Origin of the sequence: Streptococcus criceti HS-6, assembly GCF_000187975.2 — a bacterium.
GTDB lineage: Bacteria > Bacillota > Bacilli > Lactobacillales > Streptococcaceae > Streptococcus > Streptococcus criceti.
Map to the genome: position 1 here is coordinate 18703 of NZ_AEUV02000002.1, position 16807 is coordinate 35509.

Here is a 16807-nt window from a genome sequence, read left to right on the forward strand (position 1 = left end):
ACCCATTTAAATCAAGCCTTGATACACTTCTAGTGAGTGGGATCACTCCAAAAATTGAAAATTTTGGTTCATATCCCACCCCGCACAGCTCAAAAGATCCTCCGGACCTTTTGAGGCTGGAAATAAGATTAACAATGGTCATCATATTCGTTTAGGGTTTTCCGCTTTGGCCTTGCGGCAAAAGGAAAACCAGCCAGCAGTGGACAGTGGAGTCTGGGGCAAAAGTCCAGACTCGTTAACACTGTTCTAGATTTACCAGATTGACGCGTGGTTGGGAGTAGAACTTATTGGCTAGGCCTACCCCTAGTTACAGTTCATAGGTGCTAAAGCACCTATGAACCACTGCTGATTGACGGTCCTTATCTTGGGGCGCAGTCCCATTTTGGACCCACCTTAAACAGTCCACTGGACTATTTCACTACTATGCAAGTGATGGCAGCCAGCCATTACGCCAAGAGTTTATTCAAAAATGGGAATACTGGATGAGTTTTTGCTCAGCCTTGGCAGCAAAGAAATCCTAATTTAGTAAAGGCTATCCTAGCTTCCTGATTTCAAGTAGGTGTTTCAATAAATATGGGCTGAGCATTCATTTTTGCTCAACCCTATTTTTTTCTAAATCACTAACCCAATTTCACTTAGATTTTTTCACCTTCTTCTTCTTTTTCTTTGGCGATTTGCTCTTTAATCTTACGTTCCTCTTCCTCTTTGGCTAGACGTTCTGCTTCGGCACGCGCACGAACTGCCGCACGTTTAGCTTCAGGATCTGGATGGATGGTGACATTACCAGACTCAATCTCTTCAAGTGCTTGCAGGGTCGGTTTGACAGACTTGAATCCTTGAGTTGGCTGTGCTCCTTCTTCCAATTCATGTGCCCGCTTAGCTTGTAAAATGCAGAGGGAATATTTTGAAGGAATATGATCCAATAGTGTGTCAATAGAAGGTTTTAACATCATAAGGCAGTATCTCTTTTCTAACTTAAATATCTTTAATCATCTTGTTGTAGTGGCCAATAACGCGATCAACTCGGTAGTGCTCTGCTTCGATAATCCGCTTGACACGTTCGGCAGCCAGAGGCACTTCATCATTGACAACGGCGTAATCATACTCACGCATAAGAGCGATCTCTTCCTTAGCCCGCTCAATCCGCTGGGCAATAACCTCATTGCTGTCTGTTCCACGGCCAACTAGGCGGTCTTTCAACTCATCCAAATCCGGCGGGGTCAAAAAAATGAAAACACCATCTGGAACTTTTTTCTTAACCTGTAAAGCTCCTTGGACTTCAATTTCTAAGAAGACATCAATCCCCTTGTCCAGCGTTTCATTGACATAAGTCAAAGGAGTTCCATAGTAGTTATTAACATATTCCGCATACTCAAGCATTTGACCTTGACGGATAAGATCTTCAAATTGCTCTCGAGTGCGGAAAAAATAATCTACGCCATCCTTTTCACCGGGACGCTGACTACGGGTTGTCATTGAGACCGAATATTCAAATTTATGGTCTGGTGTGGAAAAAATTTCCTGACGAACCGTTCCCTTGCCAACCCCTGATGGCCCGGAGAAAACAATCAACAATCCACGTTCGGACATAGCAGACTCCTTAAAATTTCTTATGCTTTAGTTTAACAAAAATAGCAGGTTTTATCAAGCACTCAAGTGAAAGCCACACCGTAAAAGGGCGCTAGGACAGGGCATTTTCAGGCATAATTTTTTCTGCAAAACTCTCCCACAAACAGGCGCTTTTGTAGTATAATGATATGGTGTGCCTTAAAGGCAAAATCAGTAACACGAGGAGGGGTTCTCATGAAACAAATGTTTCTTTCTGCAAACAATCAACTCAGTGAAATCGAAACATTCGAGCCCGGTGCTTGGATTAATCTTGTAAACCCTTCCCAGGAAGAATCTGTTCGCCTCGCCGAAGCATTCAATATTGATATTACCGACCTGCGAGCACCGCTGGATGCAGAAGAAAGTTCTCGGATTAGTGTCGAGGACAACTACACCCTGATTATTGTTGATGTTCCAACTCAGGAAGATCGTAACGGTAAAAGCTATTATGTTACCATTCCGCTTGGTATCGTGGTTACAGAAGATGCTGTGATTACAACCTGCTTGGAGCCACTGATTCTTTTTGATAATTTTCTCAACCGCCGCGTGCGTGGTTTTTATACCTTTATGAAGACGCGCTTCGTATTCCAGCTACTCTATCGCAATGCCGAACTCTTTCTGACCGCTCTGCGTTCCATTGACCGGCAGAGTGATCGTATTGAAGCACAATTGGAAGACGCCACACGCAATGAACAACTGATTGACATGATGGAGTTGGAAAAATCCATCATTTATCTAAAAGCGTCCTTGAAAATCAACGAACGAATTGTTAAAAAGCTGAGCGGCAATGCATCCAGTCTTAGGAAATACGTCGCCGATGAAGACCTGCTGGAAGATACCCTAATTGAAACCCAACAGGCCATCGAGATGGCTAGCATCTATGAAAATGTCCTCAATGTCATGACCGAAACGTCTGCCTCAATTATTTCTAACAACCAAAACTCGATTATGAAGACTCTGGCCTTGATGACCATGGCTCTGGATATTCCCACTGTTATCTTTTCAGCCTATGGGATGAATTTCAAAAATAATTGGCTGCCTCTCAATGGTCTGGAACACGCTTTTTGGTTTATTGTGGCTATTGCCGCCGCCTTGAGTGCCATAGTCGTGATTTACTTCATCCGCAAACGCTGGTTTTAAGCAAAATTATTACTACTACTTAAGAAAGAGAGTCCTGTACGACCATGGATTTACAAGAACTGACTAAGAAAAATCAAGAATTTATCACCATTGCTCGCCATCAGTTAGAAGCAGATGGCAAAACAGAACAAGAAATCAAAGACATTTTTGATGAAGTCCTACCAATCATCCTAGAAAATCAGAAAAAAGGAAATACCGCCCGCCACTTGCTCGGCGCTCCGTCAGCTTGGGCCAAGTCATTTAGTGATACCGCTATCGAAAGTGGAAGTGTAACTAGTGATACTAATAAAAATCCTTGGCTCATGTGGCTGGATAGCAGTCTACTCTTACTTGGTTTCTTTGGCCTGCTCTACGGTATTGTCGGACTCACCAATAAAAACTATAGGGCTAGCTATGGTATCTTGACCACGGTTATCATCGCCTTTACGGGTGGGGCTGTCCTCTATGCCCTCTATTATTTTGTTTATCAACATGCTGGTAAACCCAAGGGAGAACGTCCAAACCTTTGGAAATCTCTAGCCTATATGGCAGTGTTTACCCTGCTCTGGATTGGCATTGTCGGACTGACAGCGCTTATTCCAAAACAATTGAATCCCATTCTGCCGGGGCTGGTGACACTGGCTATCGGTGGGGCTAGCTTTGGACTTCGCTACTATCTCAAGAAGCAATACAATATTCAAAGCGCTTTGGCAACCCAAGCTCCTGAAACTTCTAATAAGAAATAAATGTTATAACAAATAAAGCTCAGCCAAATTCGGCTGAGCTTTTTAATCTTCATTTACAAATGGCATAAGTGCCATCACGCGAGCACGTTTGATTGCTGTTGTTACCTTACGTTGGTTTTTAGCTGACGTTCCTGTTACACGACGAGGAAGAATTTTTCCACGTTCTGAAACGAAACGGCTAAGCAATTCTGTATCTTTGTAATCAACGTATTCAATCTTGTTAGCTGCGATATAATCAACTTTTTTACGGCGTTTGAATCCGCCACGACGTTGTTGAGCCATATTTATTCTCCTTTATATTATTTTTTGACTTGTCTGCGACAAGCCCTTGTCTTTTGTCACTTAGAATGGAAGATCGTCGTCGGAAATATCCATTGGATTTGAATTACCAAAGGGACTTTCGTCACGGCCAAAGTTCGGTGTTGTTTGCTGCTGGGTACTGCCAAAGTTTGACGAAGTATTACCACCAGCATTATAAGAACCTGTACCATTAGCTTCACGCGTTGCACGGCTTTCCAGCAGCTGGAAATTATCAGCGACAACTTCAGTTACATAAACCCGTTGACCTTGTTGGTTCTCATAATTACGGGTCTGGATACGGCCTGTAATCCCAATCAAAGCCCCCTTCTTAGCCCAGTTAGCCAAATTTTCGGCTTGCTGACGCCAAATCACACAGTTGATGAAATCGGCCTCACGTTCACCGTTTTGGTTTTTGAAATTGCGGTTAACAGCCAAGCTGAAGGTTGCAACAGCCTGATTGGACGGGGTGTAACGAAGCTCTGCATCACGAGTCATGCGTCCCACGAGTACGACATTATTAATCATAATCTACCTTCTTAAGCGTCAAGCTTAACAATCATGTGACGAAGAATATCGTTGTTGATCTTTGACAAACGGTCAAATTCATTAAGAGCATGCGCGTTGTCAGTTTCAACATTAACGATGTGGTAAAGTCCTTCACGGAAATCTTGAATTTCGTAAGCCAGACGACGTTTTTCCCAATCTTTTGATTCAACAACAGTTGCACCGTTGTCTGTCAAGATAGCGTCAAAGCGTTCTACCAAAGCGTTTTTAGCTTCTTCTTCAATGTTTGGACGAATAATATAAAGAATTTCGTATTTAGCCATTGATGTTTTCCTCCTTTTGGTCTAATGACCCCCAGTCTCTGCAAGGGGTAAGTGAGGGATACTCACAAGGTAATATTATACAGGAATATAGCCATCAATGCAAGGAAAAACGGTCAAGCTTTCACTGTTGATTTTCTCTAAAGGGCACGCTGTCCGATTCAGCTCCCCACCTCAAAAAGTCAACTTAGAATAATACTAAAAAGCCTGTCTATCCCTAGTAAAGAATAGATAGGCTTTGAGTATCTCAATAGAAAGTTGCTTAACACTAATTTTTAATGATATAGCCTTAAACTCAGTCAGACTAGTGGGAGAAATCCACGCTAGACTGACCTCTTCTTAGTTATTGACACTTAATAGTCTGAAAGAGCCCCAGCACCAGCTCCTACCGCTAGCCCAGCAAGTGCACCAATACCAGAATATGGATCTAGATCTGGACCTGGATATGGAGGAATTGGTGGGAATGGTAAAAACCCTCCTGAAACAGCGGTCAAGCTGTCTGCCTTTATTGTTTCAAATTCTTCAAATGCGATTGTATTCATCATAATCTCCTTTTTGCTATAATAGTTAGGATTTGCTTAAGATATTCAGATAGAATTATACGTCATTATCGTACTATTCAATTGTACAAGCATCCGCACTACCATTTGCTAGCAATGACCCCCCAAGAGTAGCGAGACCGACAAGGGCAAGCCCTCCCCAACCAATTGGACCACTTGCTAGACCTAAACCAACAGCTGCTGCACTACCTGCAGCAATTCCTCCGCCTTCAGTAGCCTCAAGACAGCGAAAATCATCTTTGTATCCACCATTAAAAGTGGTCAAGCTTTCTGTGTTCATCATTTCAAATTCTTCAAATGCGATTGTATTCATGCGAATACCTCCTTTATTTAACTTGGCCTTTCATTTACTCCCTGTAAATCTGACCTGATTTTTATCATCAATTGAAACTATTTTCAATTGATATTATTTAGTATAAGGGATGGAACACCTATAAGCAAGTGATTTTTAGCGGTTTAATCAAATCAAAATATCTCTGATAACTACGACTAAACTTTCTATTTATTTTCATTTGAAAATAAATAGAAAAATTCGATCCTAGAAAACTAGAATCGAACTTAACTATTTTTTAGTCTTATTTTGATCAATTACTGAAAGAAGGATGTCAGAACCAACCTTCAAGTTTTCTTAGCCGAATGCACACTGGTCTATTACGAGACGATGATTACATCTTTTACAAATGAATATGCATTTTCAACAGCGGTAATAACTGTATCAACTGTATCAACGAAATCCGTGACACTATCAAAGAAGCCGCCTCCTGTGATAGTGTTCAAGTCTTCTGGGTTCATTTCTTCAAAATTTTCTAAAATGTTTGTATTCATGTGAATCTCCTTCTTGTTTTTTGCACGGTCGTCTACTACTTCATGTAAACTGACCTGTTTGGTTATTTATCAATCAAAATTATTTTCAATTGATGGTAATCATTGTAAGGGATAAAAGACCTAGAATCAAGCGATTCCGAGCGGTTTAATCAAATTAAAAGGTCTCTGATAAGAGCTGCTAAATTTTCTGTTTGTTTTCATTTGAATATAAATAAAAATCCAACTCAGTTGGAGTTGGATTAATGATGCTCAGAGTAAATTTTATAGAATCACAAAGTATTGAGTTTGATTAACAAACCTCTTGTATAGCTATCCTGGGACGGAAGAGCAAGCATCTGCACTACCAAATGCCAACGAACCGCCACCAGCAGCTCCCAACAAGGTAACTCCTGCAATAAGCGCTCCAGCACCCCAACCTACTGGTCCGCCTGCAGCAGCCACTAAACCAGCTGTCCCGAGGCCTGCAGCCAAGCCACCGCCAATTACGCCACCTTCCGTAGCTGCCACGCAACGGCCATAGTCTTTGTACTCGCCACCTGCAAAAGTTGTCAAGGCTTCTGTTTCCACGTTATCAAATTGTTCAAATGCCAATGAATTCATATAAATGGCCCCCTTATTTTTGTTTCGTCTCTTACTGATTCAGTAAATCGACCTGATTTTGTTAACAATCAAATTTATCTTCAATTGCTAGTAATTATTTTAGCAGGCATCGGTTTGCTTTGCAAGCGTTTTCTTAAATTTTAATTAAATAGATAAAAAACAGATATCTTTGGAATTATTAGAATTTCAAAATAAAAATCCAACTCTGTTTGAGTCGGATTGTGAATTGGACCTAATTCTCCATTTTATGCAGAAGTTTGTCTTTAAAGTAGTCAAAGTAGGTCTTCTTATCAATTACCGTAACGGTCTTACCAATCATGCCGTATTTGACGAGCTTGCTGTCCTTTTTGGAGAGCTTAGCCTTGGCCGTCACCTTAAAGAGATTTCCCTTTTTAGTGGACGTGGCTGAAGAAGCAACCTTTGTAATCTTACCTTCAATCATCATCTTGTCATTGCCTTTTTTCTCAACTGTCAAGCGTGTCTTTTGTCCTTTTTCCATTGAGACCACATCGTCTGATGACACGTAGTAGGTAATCAATACCGTCTTGGTCTTTTGGATATCAGGATAAATTTGGGCAATTTCTGACCATTGAGGAATGACATGAGCCCCTTCATATTTAGGATTGGTATGGATAATGCCATTGTCCGGCGCAAAGAGGGAGATATGATCGGTTTCTCTTTTATCTTTCTCATCGCGCTTTTTCTTCTTAGCATCCTTTTTCTTTTTGGCCTTCTTTTCAGCTTTTTTTCTGGCCTTTTTAGAGAGCTTTTTGTTTTTTTTCTTGGTCTTCTTTTCTTTCTTCTCTTCTATTTTGTCCAGACGCTTATTGCGTTCCTTTATGGCTTCTTTTTGCGAATTCTTTTGTGCAGGGGTTGTCTCCTCGTTATATCGCACCAAAAGATCCCCTTTTTTAACCTTGGTGTTATCATCCAATTTGTTTTGAGCAATGGAAGCATCACTGCCAGACTGGATAATGGCTAAAACCTCAGTCGGGGCCACCTCACCTTGAGAGATGACCGTGACTTCCTTTTTAGCAAAACAAAGGAAGACAACGATGAAAACAATCAAGATAACCAAGGGCACAATCAGCACTGTCGCAAAATTATGGTAGCGGCGGCGGTAAAATTCCGCACTTTCGAGTAATTTTGGATTCATGATAGCGTCCTCCCTTAGTTAAACAGTGTGTAATAGAAGCCTTTATTCGCCAACAGTTCCTTATGGCTACCGGTCTCTACAATCTTTCCTTGATCCATCACAATAATACGCTCTGTCCGCTGCGCAATACTCAGGCGGTGCGCCACAAAAATAATCGTCTTATCGGTCATGGCCATGAGGTTATCGACAATTTTCTTTTCCGTCAGAACATCCAAACTACTGGTAGCTTCATCCAATATCAAAACCGGAGCCTGAGTCAAAAGAGCACGAGCTAGGGCAATCCGCTGTTTCTGACCGCCCGAGACACCTGCACCATCAGACAGTTCGGTCTGATACCCCAGAGGCATTTGTTCAATATCTGAGCGGATCTCAGCGAGTTCACAAGCTCGGATAATATCTTCCTGAGTTGTACCTTCCTTGGCTCCCAAGGTCAGGTTGTCCATGATGGTCCCACTAAAAACATAAGCCTGTTGAGGAAGGTAGCTGATGTGCTGCCGCAGGGCTGTCTTATCAATAACCTTGAGGTCGTAACCATTGATCCGAGCGATCCCGCGATTGGGCTCATAGAAGTTGACCATCATCTTCGCTAAGGTTGTCTTACCGGAACCGGATGGTCCAACCAAGCTGATTTTAGAGCCTTTCGCTATGGTCAGGTTGATATCTGACAGCGTATCACGGCCATAGCCATACTTATAGGACAGCTTTTCAAAGGAAATATCCCCATCTAAGAAGCTGTCTTCAGAGAGCTCACCATCATTTTCAAACTCGGACTCCACCAGATAAACCTCATTGAGACGGGTATTAGCCACGCGGGCTGATTGGAGCTTGGTTTGCAGGCTGATAATATTTTCAATCGGATTTTGGAAATAAGATAAGAGGGCGTTAAAGGTAATCAGTTGCCCGACAGAAATCTTACCATCCATAACTAACTGAGCCCCGTACCAGAGGATAACCACATTGAGAATGAGCTTGGCACCGCTCTTAAGCGAGGTTTGAATGGCATTCATCTTCTGGAGCCTGAAATTTTTCTCCAAGTAATCGACAAATTCCCCATCGATATTTTGATAACGATTGGTTTCGCTGGTCAAAGATTTGATGGTTTCCATCCCGTTAATATCTTCAATGATAGAAGATGATACTACAGCATTGGCTTCCATGACCTCATGATTCATCTTTTCAAAAGGTTTGAGGAAGGCCGTGATGATAATGGCATAAATCGGGATGGACAGCAAGGTCAAAAGGAAGAGGTGGTTATTTTGCACCAAAAGAACCCCACCGACTACCAATAGCATAGTCACATCTAAGAAAATTGAGAAGATGGTGGACGCTACGGCATTAATAATCTGATTGGCATCAGAAAAACGGGAGGTAATCTCACCGGTCCGCCTCGTCGCAAAGAAGGACATAGGGAGGGTAAAGATATGCTTGATATAAGAAAGAATAACATCAATGACCAGACGCAAACTGAGAACATTGAGCAAGTATTCCTTGGCAAAGCTCATCAGCTGTTGGATGATATAGGTGATGATCAACCCAATAGTGATAATCCCCAGAGTCGAAATCAGTTGGTCTGGAATGTATTCATCCAGCATCCCTTGTAAGTAGTAAGAGCCAACAATATCAATCAGGGTGACAATCAGACTGGCTAGGATGATATAGGTCAGCAGTGCCTTTTGCCGCAGAATAATTGGGACGAAGCTCATCAGACCGTTTTTCTCATCCTTCTTAGGCTGATAGCTTGGAGTCGGCGCCAAAAAGATCGCCAGCCCTGTCCACTCCTCCTGAAAGTCCTTTTTAGACAGGCGAGTGACCTTGACATTGGGATCGGGGTCTCCGATAATCAGGCTGTCCTTTTCATTGGCATAAACTACATAATAATGCTGGAGACGCTTATTCTTGAGCACATGAACGATAAAAGGATAGGTTAAATCCGTATAGTCAAACAGGCTCATGTCAGCCTTAATGGAGCGGGTTTCAAAACCGATAGCCTTAGCGGCTTCCACCAGCCCCAACGCAGTCGTTCCTTGCTTATCGGTCTGAGAGAGTTCCCGCAGATGGGCCAGAGAATAGTCAGAGCCATAATGCTTAGCCACAGAAGCCAAGGCCGCCGGCCCACAGTCTCTGGTGTCTACCTGAGGAACAATCTTGTAGCGTCTGCGGAAAAATAGGCTGGAGGAGCCAGAAGCTTTAGCTGCGGATTGAGAAACTGGAGCTGCTCCTCTGGATCTAAAGTAGCGTCTAACAGCCTCTAAAATAATATTAATTGCTATGACAAGCGCTACAATTAAAATAATATAAGTGACTTGTTCTTGTTTCATAAGATTCCTTCCAAAGATACAAGTGCAGAGTATTGCTAAGGTATTTCTACCTTGCTCTACTACGCCAACTACTATGATAGTTAGCTATGCACTTTACTATTGCGAAACTTCTGTATTTTCGACCGAAGTTTCTTCATGTCGCTAAGCTGTTTAGAGACTCAAAGAATTTTAGAAAATAGACAGCGAAGCATCAAAGCTTCTAGGGCATTTATCTAATTCACAGAGTCGTAGGCGAGGTTAATTTTTCTTACGTTAGGGGGTTAATAAAAGACCCCGACACCATGATGGAGGCGGGGAACATAGAAGTAGGTAAGTAGGTAACTGTGTTAGATTACAAACCGTTATTTAGACACTACTTTACTTCTTAGGCACTATAATCCAGAATTATAACGTAGCCTGTAAAAATATCAAATTTTATGGTAGCAGCAAGTTTAAAAACCGAATCAATAAATAAGTGCTCTGGTAGAAATCATTGGTTCGTTACCATAGACTGATTAGCTGTTACACACTACTACTACGCTAAATTTGCTTACGAGTATAAATTAGTTAAATTTTATAACACCGCAAAGATATAAAATTATAAATAGCACAACCGCTGAGACTATGCCAACGATATAGTACTTCATATTAATCTCCACCGCTAACAAGGTAATTTGCTGCACCAGTGACCATTCCTCCAATTCCACCGATAATTCCTCCTGCGGCTGCACAACCTCCTGCGCCAGCCACGGTGCCTACACCAGGAAATACCATGGTTCCACCAGCCGCTCCTGTAAGAGCTCCTGTTGCAGCTCCTCCTGCCATTCCTCCAATACCAGCTTGACCTACTGAATCAAAAAATCCACCCCAGCTATAATCTCCAGCTTCAATGTCAGCTAGGTAATTCATGTCGGCTGCTTCAAAGTTATCAAAGACCGTTGCGTCTAATGCTACTGTGTTCATAACAATTCTCCTTTAATTTTGCATTTGCTAATAGAAATTAACAATGGTTAGTTTAGCGCAATTATTCTCAGTTGGCAATAACTTTAAGGGGATTTTAATTAAATAAAAATAAAGATGATATGCCATGAAAATTTTTCTGATAATTCACCTCAACTATAATTGATGCTACTTTCAAAATACTAGAACGCTAAAGGATACAATTATCCCCCAGTGAACGTATGTTTTTAGGCTTAAGGGAAAGCTTTAGGGTTTAACAAAAGGACCCAGCTTTTAAGCAAAACAAAAGTCGAGTCCCAGTTACATAAATAAATAAATAGAAACTCATCTACTGTAGATAAAAGTCCTAACGTCAAGATTTCATAAAAATATTCGACATTGGCTCATTTATCAATTTTATTAAACTTTGTCGGAATATTTTCCATCCTCACTAATGCAAGAACTAATAGAGGTGCGTAGCTATGATATAAATGCATTCGATAAGGAAAATTACAAAACAAGCAATCTTGATAGGGGTTTTTCTATGATAGAGACCAATGCTATAATGATAAGGCTCAACAATATCAAAACAAATCTCGACATAAGCTAACACAACCTTTTTCTATACTTTCAACCACTTGTCTTGATGTATTACAGGCCTCGCACAATACTCCTATTATGCACTTGCTGGAGCTTACCTATTCCTACGACAAGCTGATAAGTTATAGCTTTGAGTGACTGATCCTAATATTAATGCATAAAAAAATCCGATTCTTGCACGCTTAGAATCGGATTCTACGTTTCTATTTCACTTTCAGTCACTGGCATCACACCTTTCATTTTCTCATAAGGAGGTTAAGGTAAATCAGTGTCTCCATTTTTATAACGACCTAAATTCATCTTTAGCATAAGACCACCTCTTCAACAACATTAATATTACGCTCTATGAAGACATCTATTTATTAGCTATATTGGCTTTCTGGCAAACAAATCACCTACAAACTAAACTGACACCGGGCCTTCAATCGAGCATGAACTATTAAGATTACATTGGCTTCACTCCTTAAGCTATTTTAGACGACAACTTAAGTTATCTCCGTTTTTATAACGACTCAGGTTAAACTTCAACATAAGCCTTCCTCCGACACTTTGGCAAGTTTTAAAAACTGATGATTAACTACTGTTAGGACTGTGAGCTTCACTTTAAAAATTTTCTTATCACTTTTTCTCAAACTAGAACAAGTAATCAATCATGGATCGAATGATTTTGCTTATTTTCATTAAAACGACTGTCTCCATTTTTGTACCGAGATTTATTCATGTTAATCATTTCTTTCACCACTTAACACAATATCTCATACGAACTAGTGACAATACCTACTGTAAAATTAATCTTTTTTGCCTACCGTCTAAGGCCTGTCACCGTTCTTGTACCTTGAAACGTTTTGTCTAATCATAGAGAATTCCTCCTTGATTAAGTCTTATCTTGTTTACACTCTTATTATATTGTAAGCGTTTTCTTTTGTCAAGCTTTTATTGCTTTTTTAGTTAATATTTTTGTTATAATTTTTTCTATGAAGAAAAAGCTGAATTTACGTGATTTTGGTATTGAGATGTGGGATCCTCAGACTATTCGGTCTTTTCGCCGAACACTTTTGACCTGGTATGATCAGGAAAAAAGGGACCTCCCCTGGCGGCGGACTAAGGATCCCTACCATATCTGGATTTCTGAAATTATGCTCCAACAGACTCAGGTTCAGACAGTTATCCCCTATTACTTGAGATTTTTAGACTGGTTTCCAAGGGTTGAGGATTTGGCCCAAGCACCCGAGGAGAAATTACTCAAAGCTTGGGAGGGCTTAGGTTACTATTCCCGCGTTAGGAATATGCAAAAAGGGGCCCAGCAAATTATGAGCGAGTTTGCTGGAGAATTTCCACAGACCTATGGAGACATTCTGAGTTTAAAAGGCATCGGCCCCTATACTGCTGGAGCTATTGCCAGCATCGCTTTTGATCTGCCCGAACCTGCCGTTGATGGCAATGTCATGCGGGTCATGGCCCGTCTCTTCGAGGTAGATTATGACGTCGGCAATCCCAGCAATCGCAAGATCTTCCAAGCCATTATGGAAGAACTGATTGATCCCAAGCGTCCCGGCGACTTTAATCAGGCTCTGATGGATCTGGGTACGGATATCGAATCGGCTAAAAATCCCAGACCTGGCGAGAGCCCCGTCCGGGCCTTTAATGCCGCCTATCTGCACGGCACTTATGATAAATATCCGATTAAATTGCCTAAGAAAAAACCTAAGCCGCTGCTGTTTCAAGCCTTTGTCATTCGAAACCAACGGGGGCAATTTCTTTTGGAAAAGAACCATCAGGCTGGACTTCTGGCTGGCTTTTGGTCATTTCCGCTGATGGAAACTCAGCTTCTATCTAAGCAACTCAGCCTCTTTGAAGACGATAGCGAGCAAGTTTTGGAGACTGTTTCTTTGCAGAAGGTTTTTGAAGAGGACTACGGTCTCAGCCCTATTTGGTCCAAGGAAGAGCTTCCTCTTGTCAAACACACTTTTAGTCATCAAAAATGGCAGGTACAATTGTTGGAAGGTCGAGTTGTGCAAGCAGACTTAAAGGGAGATAGAGACTTGCGTTGGGTAGATCCTCAAGACTTTGATAATTATCCTATGGCGACACCACAGAAAAAAATGATTGACGCCTTTGAGAAGGGACAGGAATAGATGGGAAAAGCAACTTAGTGTACTGAATTCTGACCATACAAAAGGACTGGCTCCACTGGAGCTCAGCCCTTTTTTCGGTTTTTCGTAGCTGTCTCGATAATAGCCACTTCTTGCTCATCAGTTGGTTGTGACTTAGTCGTTTGCCAATTGTATTTTTTACTGATATAGGCCAAGAGAAACCAGAGGCCTGTTACCACTCCTTCAAGGACAAATATAGGCACAGCTTTCTTGAGCTCCATCTTCCAGACAGGGCCTTGTACCAGTCTGTATTTGCCATAGAGGCCAATCGTCGAGTGACAGCCCCAGATAATCAAAGCGAAAAAACCATTTCCCGAGAAATAATCCTTCCACTCCTTTAGACGTTCACTTTTAGACGGGCGAAGAATATTAACATAAAAGCTAAAAATGGGGACCACTAGAAGAGCAAGTATTGGAATAAAATAATCACCATCTTTTAGGACTTGAGACAAGATACCCCCTAAGACAATAGTCGGTCCCAAAAATATCACCCAATCTACTATAATTCCAATCCATTCGTGTCGCTCAAGAAAACTCTTTTTCCCATCCATAACATAACCCTCACCCTTTCTGAACACTAGTCATTGTCTTAATTGTATCAAAATAAAAAGTCATTTGCGAGTGTCAGTCGAATGCAAAAAAATAATGATTGAAACCTTTGAGCAGGTGCAGACTTAAAGTGCTATAATAACCCTATTGATATAAAAACACGTTGCAGTTGGGTAGTCTGCAAGCACTTGCGGAATGATAAACTTGGAGAGTCTTCAAGTCAGATCTGGAAATTTCCAGCAGTGAGCCAATTCATGCTCGGTCATTGCTTTTGTTTATCTTCAATAAGTGTCAGTAACCTTCCCTCCAGGTCGTCCCTTATCAAAATTTATTTTTCGGAGGGCTGGCATGAAAATGACAGTATTTTTTGACGGCGGTTTCTGGTTTGGTTTGATTGAATATCAGGACAGACAGCTGGGTTATCAAGCCTTTCGCTATCCCTTTGGCAAGGAGCCCAAGGACAGCGATATTCTTGATTTTATCCATCTTCATTTGACCGAATGGATGCAAAAACAAGAAAGGCTGGGCCTAGTCAGTGATGAACCAGATACATCTCTTGTGCATAAATCCATCAATCCTAAGCGAATGCAAAGGGAAATTAGCAAACAGATGAAACAGCCTGCTCTATCCTCTAAGGCTCAACAGGCCATGCAGGCTAGTCATGAGCTGCTGAAACTGGAAAAGAAAGCCTCCAACCGGCAAAAGCGACAGGAATATAAGGAGAGACAGTTTCAGCTCAAGCAGGAAAAACGCCGCAAAAAGAAAAAAGGACACTGACTTAGTGTCCCTAAGAGGCTGAGAAAAAAGTTCTCAGCCTTATTTATTTTATTTGCTAGGCGCAGCGGTTGGAAGAAAGACTGGTTGGCTCTGCCAAGGAGTCTTTTCCCTGTACAGTTCATTAGGTGCTTTAGCACCAATGAACCACTGCTGGTTGGATATCCTTATCTTGGGGTGCAGACCCATTCTCAGCCCCCCCTTAAACAGTCCGCTGGACTGTTTAGCGACCAGACAAGTGATAGTTTCAACAGTTTGGGGAACTGTTGGAGGATATCTAATTCCATTAATGTGGGACATCTTATTTCCAACCTCAAAAGGCCTCCCAGACCTCATGTGATGAACGCTATTCATCTTAAACCTTCAAAGTTTGGAAGTGGGTGGAGGTGGGCTAAGTCCGGGACAAAAGTCCAGACTCGTTAGCATTATTCTAGATTTACCAGATTGACGCAGTGGTTGATTGGCAGTCCCTATCCATTGCTATGCAAATGACTGCGGCCAACCTAATCAACTGTGCGGAGGTGGGATTGAAATGCTCCAGTGGAGGATTTCTACCTGAGCCTTAAAATAAGAAAGCGAGGGCAATCAAAATCTTCGAATGATTGATTTCTGTCCCGCTCTCTTGTTTTATTCTGCTACTACCAGCATTGATTTAACAGTCTTGCGATCCGCCATATCTTGATAAGCTTGATTAATGTCATCTAGGCTATAGGTGTCTGTGAAGACTTTGCCCGGATTGATATCGCCATCCAAAACAGCCTTAAGCAAGATTTGTTTATCATAAGTTGTAACAGAAGCTGAACCACCTGCGATTGAGATGTTTTGAGCAAAGGTTGAACCGATGCGATGATCGCCATAATGAGGCACACCGACAGCGCCGATACGGCCGCCATTATGCAAGACACCGAGAGCTTGCTCGAGTGCACCTTCTGTACCGACACATTCCAGGGCAACGTCTGCCCCGCCGCCAAGAATTTCGCGAACCTTAGCAATACCTTCTTCTCCGCGTTCAGCAACAATAGCAGTTGCACCGGAAGACAAGGCCATTTGTTGGCGATCTTCATGACGGCTCATCAGGACAATCTGGGAAGCTCCGCGCATTTTAGCAGCAATAACCGCACATTGGCCAACAGCACCATCACCAATAACGACAACCCTATCACCGGGAGCGACATGAGCAACTCGTGCTGCGTGGTAGCCTGTTGGCATAACGTCAGCAAGAGTCAAAAGTGACTTAATCATGCCTTCTGAATAGTCTGATGGCTGACCAGGGATCTTGATAAGAGCCCAGTTAGCATAGTGGAATCGAAGATATTCAGATTGAAAACCGCCGCCCCAGTTAGTTGGTGCTGGATGGTTATCACAGGTACCATCAAATCCAGAACGACAAGCATCACATTCACCACAGCCATGGGTAAATGGTACGATAACAAAGTCCCCCGGTTTGACATTAATGACATCAGGCCCTACTTCTTGAACGATGCCAAGTGCCTCGTGACCACTGTTTACAGAGTGTTTTTCGCGTTCGTCGCCGTGTGAGTATGACCAGAGGTCAGAACCACAGACACAGGCACGAACAATTTTAATAATGGCGTCATCATCAGCCTGAATTGTTGGCATTGGTACTTCTTCAACGATCATTTGACCGGCTTTTTCAAAAATAGCAGTTTTCATGCTTTACTCCTTAACTATGTTAGTTTTCATTTAGTGTAACAGTTTGGCCAGCCATAATCAAATACCTAACGTTTATAGATATT

General features: G+C 41.9%; 18 protein-coding genes. 4 read left to right on the forward strand and 14 right to left on the reverse strand.

Annotation, left to right across the window (positions count from 1 at the left end):
• Window positions 1-635: 635 nt before the first annotated feature.
• Complete coding sequence (rpoZ, locus tag STRCR_RS00110; protein WP_004229934.1) at window positions 636-953, reverse strand: DNA-directed RNA polymerase subunit omega; 318 nt, start codon at window positions 951-953, stop codon at window positions 636-638.
• Window positions 954-975: 22 nt separating this feature from the next.
• The gene (gene gmk / locus STRCR_RS00115) at window positions 976-1590 is read right to left on the reverse strand and encodes a guanylate kinase (protein ID WP_004229023.1); all 615 of its coding nucleotides are present in this window, start codon (window positions 1588-1590) and stop codon (window positions 976-978) included.
• A gap of 213 nt (window positions 1591-1803) precedes the next feature.
• Between gmk and STRCR_RS00120 the strand changes: the two genes are divergently transcribed.
• Together STRCR_RS00120 and STRCR_RS00125 are read left to right on the forward strand one after the other, a co-directional pair.
• A complete protein-coding gene (locus tag STRCR_RS00120; RefSeq protein WP_004227899.1) occupies window positions 1804-2748 on the forward strand; it encodes a magnesium transporter CorA family protein in 945 nt (314 codons plus the stop codon).
• A gap of 44 nt (window positions 2749-2792) precedes the next feature.
• A complete protein-coding gene (locus tag STRCR_RS00125; protein WP_004226573.1) occupies window positions 2793-3473 on the forward strand; it encodes a DUF1129 domain-containing protein in 681 nt (226 codons plus the stop codon).
• A gap of 42 nt (window positions 3474-3515) precedes the next feature.
• On the opposite strand, the gene rpsR is transcribed toward STRCR_RS00125, so the two are convergent.
• The 10 genes from rpsR to STRCR_RS00170 form a co-directional block, all read right to left on the reverse strand.
• Window positions 3516-3755 (reverse strand): 30S ribosomal protein S18, encoded by a 240-nt coding sequence (rpsR, locus tag STRCR_RS00130; protein ID WP_000068664.1) that lies wholly within the window; start codon window positions 3753-3755, stop codon window positions 3516-3518.
• A gap of 60 nt (window positions 3756-3815) precedes the next feature.
• Complete coding sequence (locus tag STRCR_RS00135; RefSeq protein ID WP_004228087.1) at window positions 3816-4298, reverse strand: single-stranded DNA-binding protein; 483 nt, start codon at window positions 4296-4298, stop codon at window positions 3816-3818.
• An 11-nt stretch (window positions 4299-4309) separates the two neighbouring features.
• The gene (gene rpsF / locus STRCR_RS00140) at window positions 4310-4600 is read right to left on the reverse strand and encodes a 30S ribosomal protein S6 (protein ID WP_004226986.1); all 291 of its coding nucleotides are present in this window, start codon (window positions 4598-4600) and stop codon (window positions 4310-4312) included.
• Window positions 4601-4950: 350 nt separating this feature from the next.
• A complete protein-coding gene (locus tag STRCR_RS00145; protein WP_157769172.1) occupies window positions 4951-5142 on the reverse strand; it encodes a hypothetical protein in 192 nt (63 codons plus the stop codon).
• Between the two features lie 70 nt (window positions 5143-5212).
• On the reverse strand, window positions 5213-5470 hold the full coding sequence (locus tag STRCR_RS00150; RefSeq protein WP_004229243.1) for a hypothetical protein: 258 nt from the start codon (window positions 5468-5470) through the stop codon (window positions 5213-5215).
• A 338-nt stretch (window positions 5471-5808) separates the two neighbouring features.
• A complete protein-coding gene (locus tag STRCR_RS11425; RefSeq protein ID WP_003048831.1) occupies window positions 5809-5982 on the reverse strand; it encodes a ComC/BlpC family leader-containing pheromone/bacteriocin in 174 nt (57 codons plus the stop codon).
• A 309-nt stretch (window positions 5983-6291) separates the two neighbouring features.
• The gene (locus tag STRCR_RS00155) at window positions 6292-6582 is read right to left on the reverse strand and encodes a hypothetical protein (protein WP_004226576.1); all 291 of its coding nucleotides are present in this window, start codon (window positions 6580-6582) and stop codon (window positions 6292-6294) included.
• A gap of 232 nt (window positions 6583-6814) precedes the next feature.
• Window positions 6815-7738, reverse strand: a complete 924-nt coding sequence (locus STRCR_RS00160) for an HlyD family efflux transporter periplasmic adaptor subunit (protein ID WP_004227657.1) — start codon at window positions 7736-7738, stop codon at window positions 6815-6817.
• A 14-nt stretch (window positions 7739-7752) separates the two neighbouring features.
• Window positions 7753-10056, reverse strand: coding sequence for a peptide cleavage/export ABC transporter (locus STRCR_RS00165; RefSeq protein WP_004229350.1), 2304 nt, complete (start codon window positions 10054-10056; stop codon window positions 7753-7755).
• Between the two features lie 627 nt (window positions 10057-10683).
• Window positions 10684-10998, reverse strand: coding sequence for a hypothetical protein (locus tag STRCR_RS00170; RefSeq protein WP_004226754.1), 315 nt, complete (start codon window positions 10996-10998; stop codon window positions 10684-10686).
• 1550 nt (window positions 10999-12548) lie between these two features.
• On the opposite strand from STRCR_RS00170, the gene mutY reads away from it, so the two are divergent.
• Window positions 12549-13709 (forward strand): A/G-specific adenine glycosylase, encoded by a 1161-nt coding sequence (gene mutY, locus STRCR_RS00175; protein WP_004227199.1) that lies wholly within the window; start codon window positions 12549-12551, stop codon window positions 13707-13709.
• Window positions 13710-13771: 62 nt separating this feature from the next.
• Here mutY and STRCR_RS00180 read toward each other — a convergent pair whose 3' ends face one another.
• On the reverse strand, window positions 13772-14278 hold the full coding sequence (locus STRCR_RS00180; protein ID WP_004228342.1) for a hypothetical protein: 507 nt from the start codon (window positions 14276-14278) through the stop codon (window positions 13772-13774).
• A 346-nt stretch (window positions 14279-14624) separates the two neighbouring features.
• Here STRCR_RS00180 and STRCR_RS00185 point away from each other — a divergent pair, with 346 nt between their 5' ends.
• A complete protein-coding gene (locus STRCR_RS00185) occupies window positions 14625-15053 on the forward strand; it encodes a YjdF family protein (protein ID WP_004230027.1) in 429 nt (142 codons plus the stop codon).
• A gap of 624 nt (window positions 15054-15677) precedes the next feature.
• On the opposite strand, the gene STRCR_RS00195 is transcribed toward STRCR_RS00185, so the two are convergent.
• The gene (locus STRCR_RS00195; RefSeq protein WP_004228527.1) at window positions 15678-16724 is read right to left on the reverse strand and encodes an alcohol dehydrogenase catalytic domain-containing protein; all 1047 of its coding nucleotides are present in this window, start codon (window positions 16722-16724) and stop codon (window positions 15678-15680) included.
• Window positions 16725-16807: the final 83 nt, after the last annotated feature.

Excerpts from the sequence above, each read along its gene's own strand:
- rpoZ (WP_004229934.1), bottom strand. The coding sequence starts at position 953 with ATGATGTTAAAACCTTCTATTGACACACTATTGGATCATATTCCTTCA.
- gmk (WP_004229023.1), bottom strand. The coding sequence starts at position 1,590 with ATGTCCGAACGTGGATTGTTGATTGTTTTCTCCGGGCCATCAGGGGTT.
- STRCR_RS00120 (WP_004227899.1), top strand. The coding sequence starts at position 1,804 with ATGAAACAAATGTTTCTTTCTGCAAACAATCAACTCAGTGAAATCGAA.
- STRCR_RS00125 (WP_004226573.1), top strand. The coding sequence starts at position 2,793 with ATGGATTTACAAGAACTGACTAAGAAAAATCAAGAATTTATCACCATT.
- rpsR (WP_000068664.1), bottom strand. The coding sequence starts at position 3,755 with ATGGCTCAACAACGTCGTGGCGGATTCAAACGCCGTAAAAAAGTTGAT.
- STRCR_RS00135 (WP_004228087.1), bottom strand. The coding sequence starts at position 4,298 with ATGATTAATAATGTCGTACTCGTGGGACGCATGACTCGTGATGCAGAG.
- rpsF (WP_004226986.1), bottom strand. The coding sequence starts at position 4,600 with ATGGCTAAATACGAAATTCTTTATATTATTCGTCCAAACATTGAAGAA.
- STRCR_RS00145 (WP_157769172.1), bottom strand. The coding sequence starts at position 5,142 with ATGATGAATACAATCGCATTTGAAGAATTTGAAACAATAAAGGCAGAC.
- STRCR_RS00150 (WP_004229243.1), bottom strand. The coding sequence starts at position 5,470 with ATGAATACAATCGCATTTGAAGAATTTGAAATGATGAACACAGAAAGC.
- STRCR_RS11425 (WP_003048831.1), bottom strand. The coding sequence starts at position 5,982 with ATGAATACAAACATTTTAGAAAATTTTGAAGAAATGAACCCAGAAGAC.
- STRCR_RS00155 (WP_004226576.1), bottom strand. The coding sequence starts at position 6,582 with ATGAATTCATTGGCATTTGAACAATTTGATAACGTGGAAACAGAAGCC.
- STRCR_RS00160 (WP_004227657.1), bottom strand. The coding sequence starts at position 7,738 with ATGAATCCAAAATTACTCGAAAGTGCGGAATTTTACCGCCGCCGCTAC.
- STRCR_RS00165 (WP_004229350.1), bottom strand. The coding sequence starts at position 10,056 with ATGAAACAAGAACAAGTCACTTATATTATTTTAATTGTAGCGCTTGTC.
- STRCR_RS00170 (WP_004226754.1), bottom strand. The coding sequence starts at position 10,998 with ATGAACACAGTAGCATTAGACGCAACGGTCTTTGATAACTTTGAAGCA.
- mutY (WP_004227199.1), top strand. The coding sequence starts at position 12,549 with ATGAAGAAAAAGCTGAATTTACGTGATTTTGGTATTGAGATGTGGGAT.
- STRCR_RS00180 (WP_004228342.1), bottom strand. The coding sequence starts at position 14,278 with ATGGATGGGAAAAAGAGTTTTCTTGAGCGACACGAATGGATTGGAATT.
- STRCR_RS00185 (WP_004230027.1), top strand. The coding sequence starts at position 14,625 with ATGAAAATGACAGTATTTTTTGACGGCGGTTTCTGGTTTGGTTTGATT.
- STRCR_RS00195 (WP_004228527.1), bottom strand. The coding sequence starts at position 16,724 with ATGAAAACTGCTATTTTTGAAAAAGCCGGTCAAATGATCGTTGAAGAA.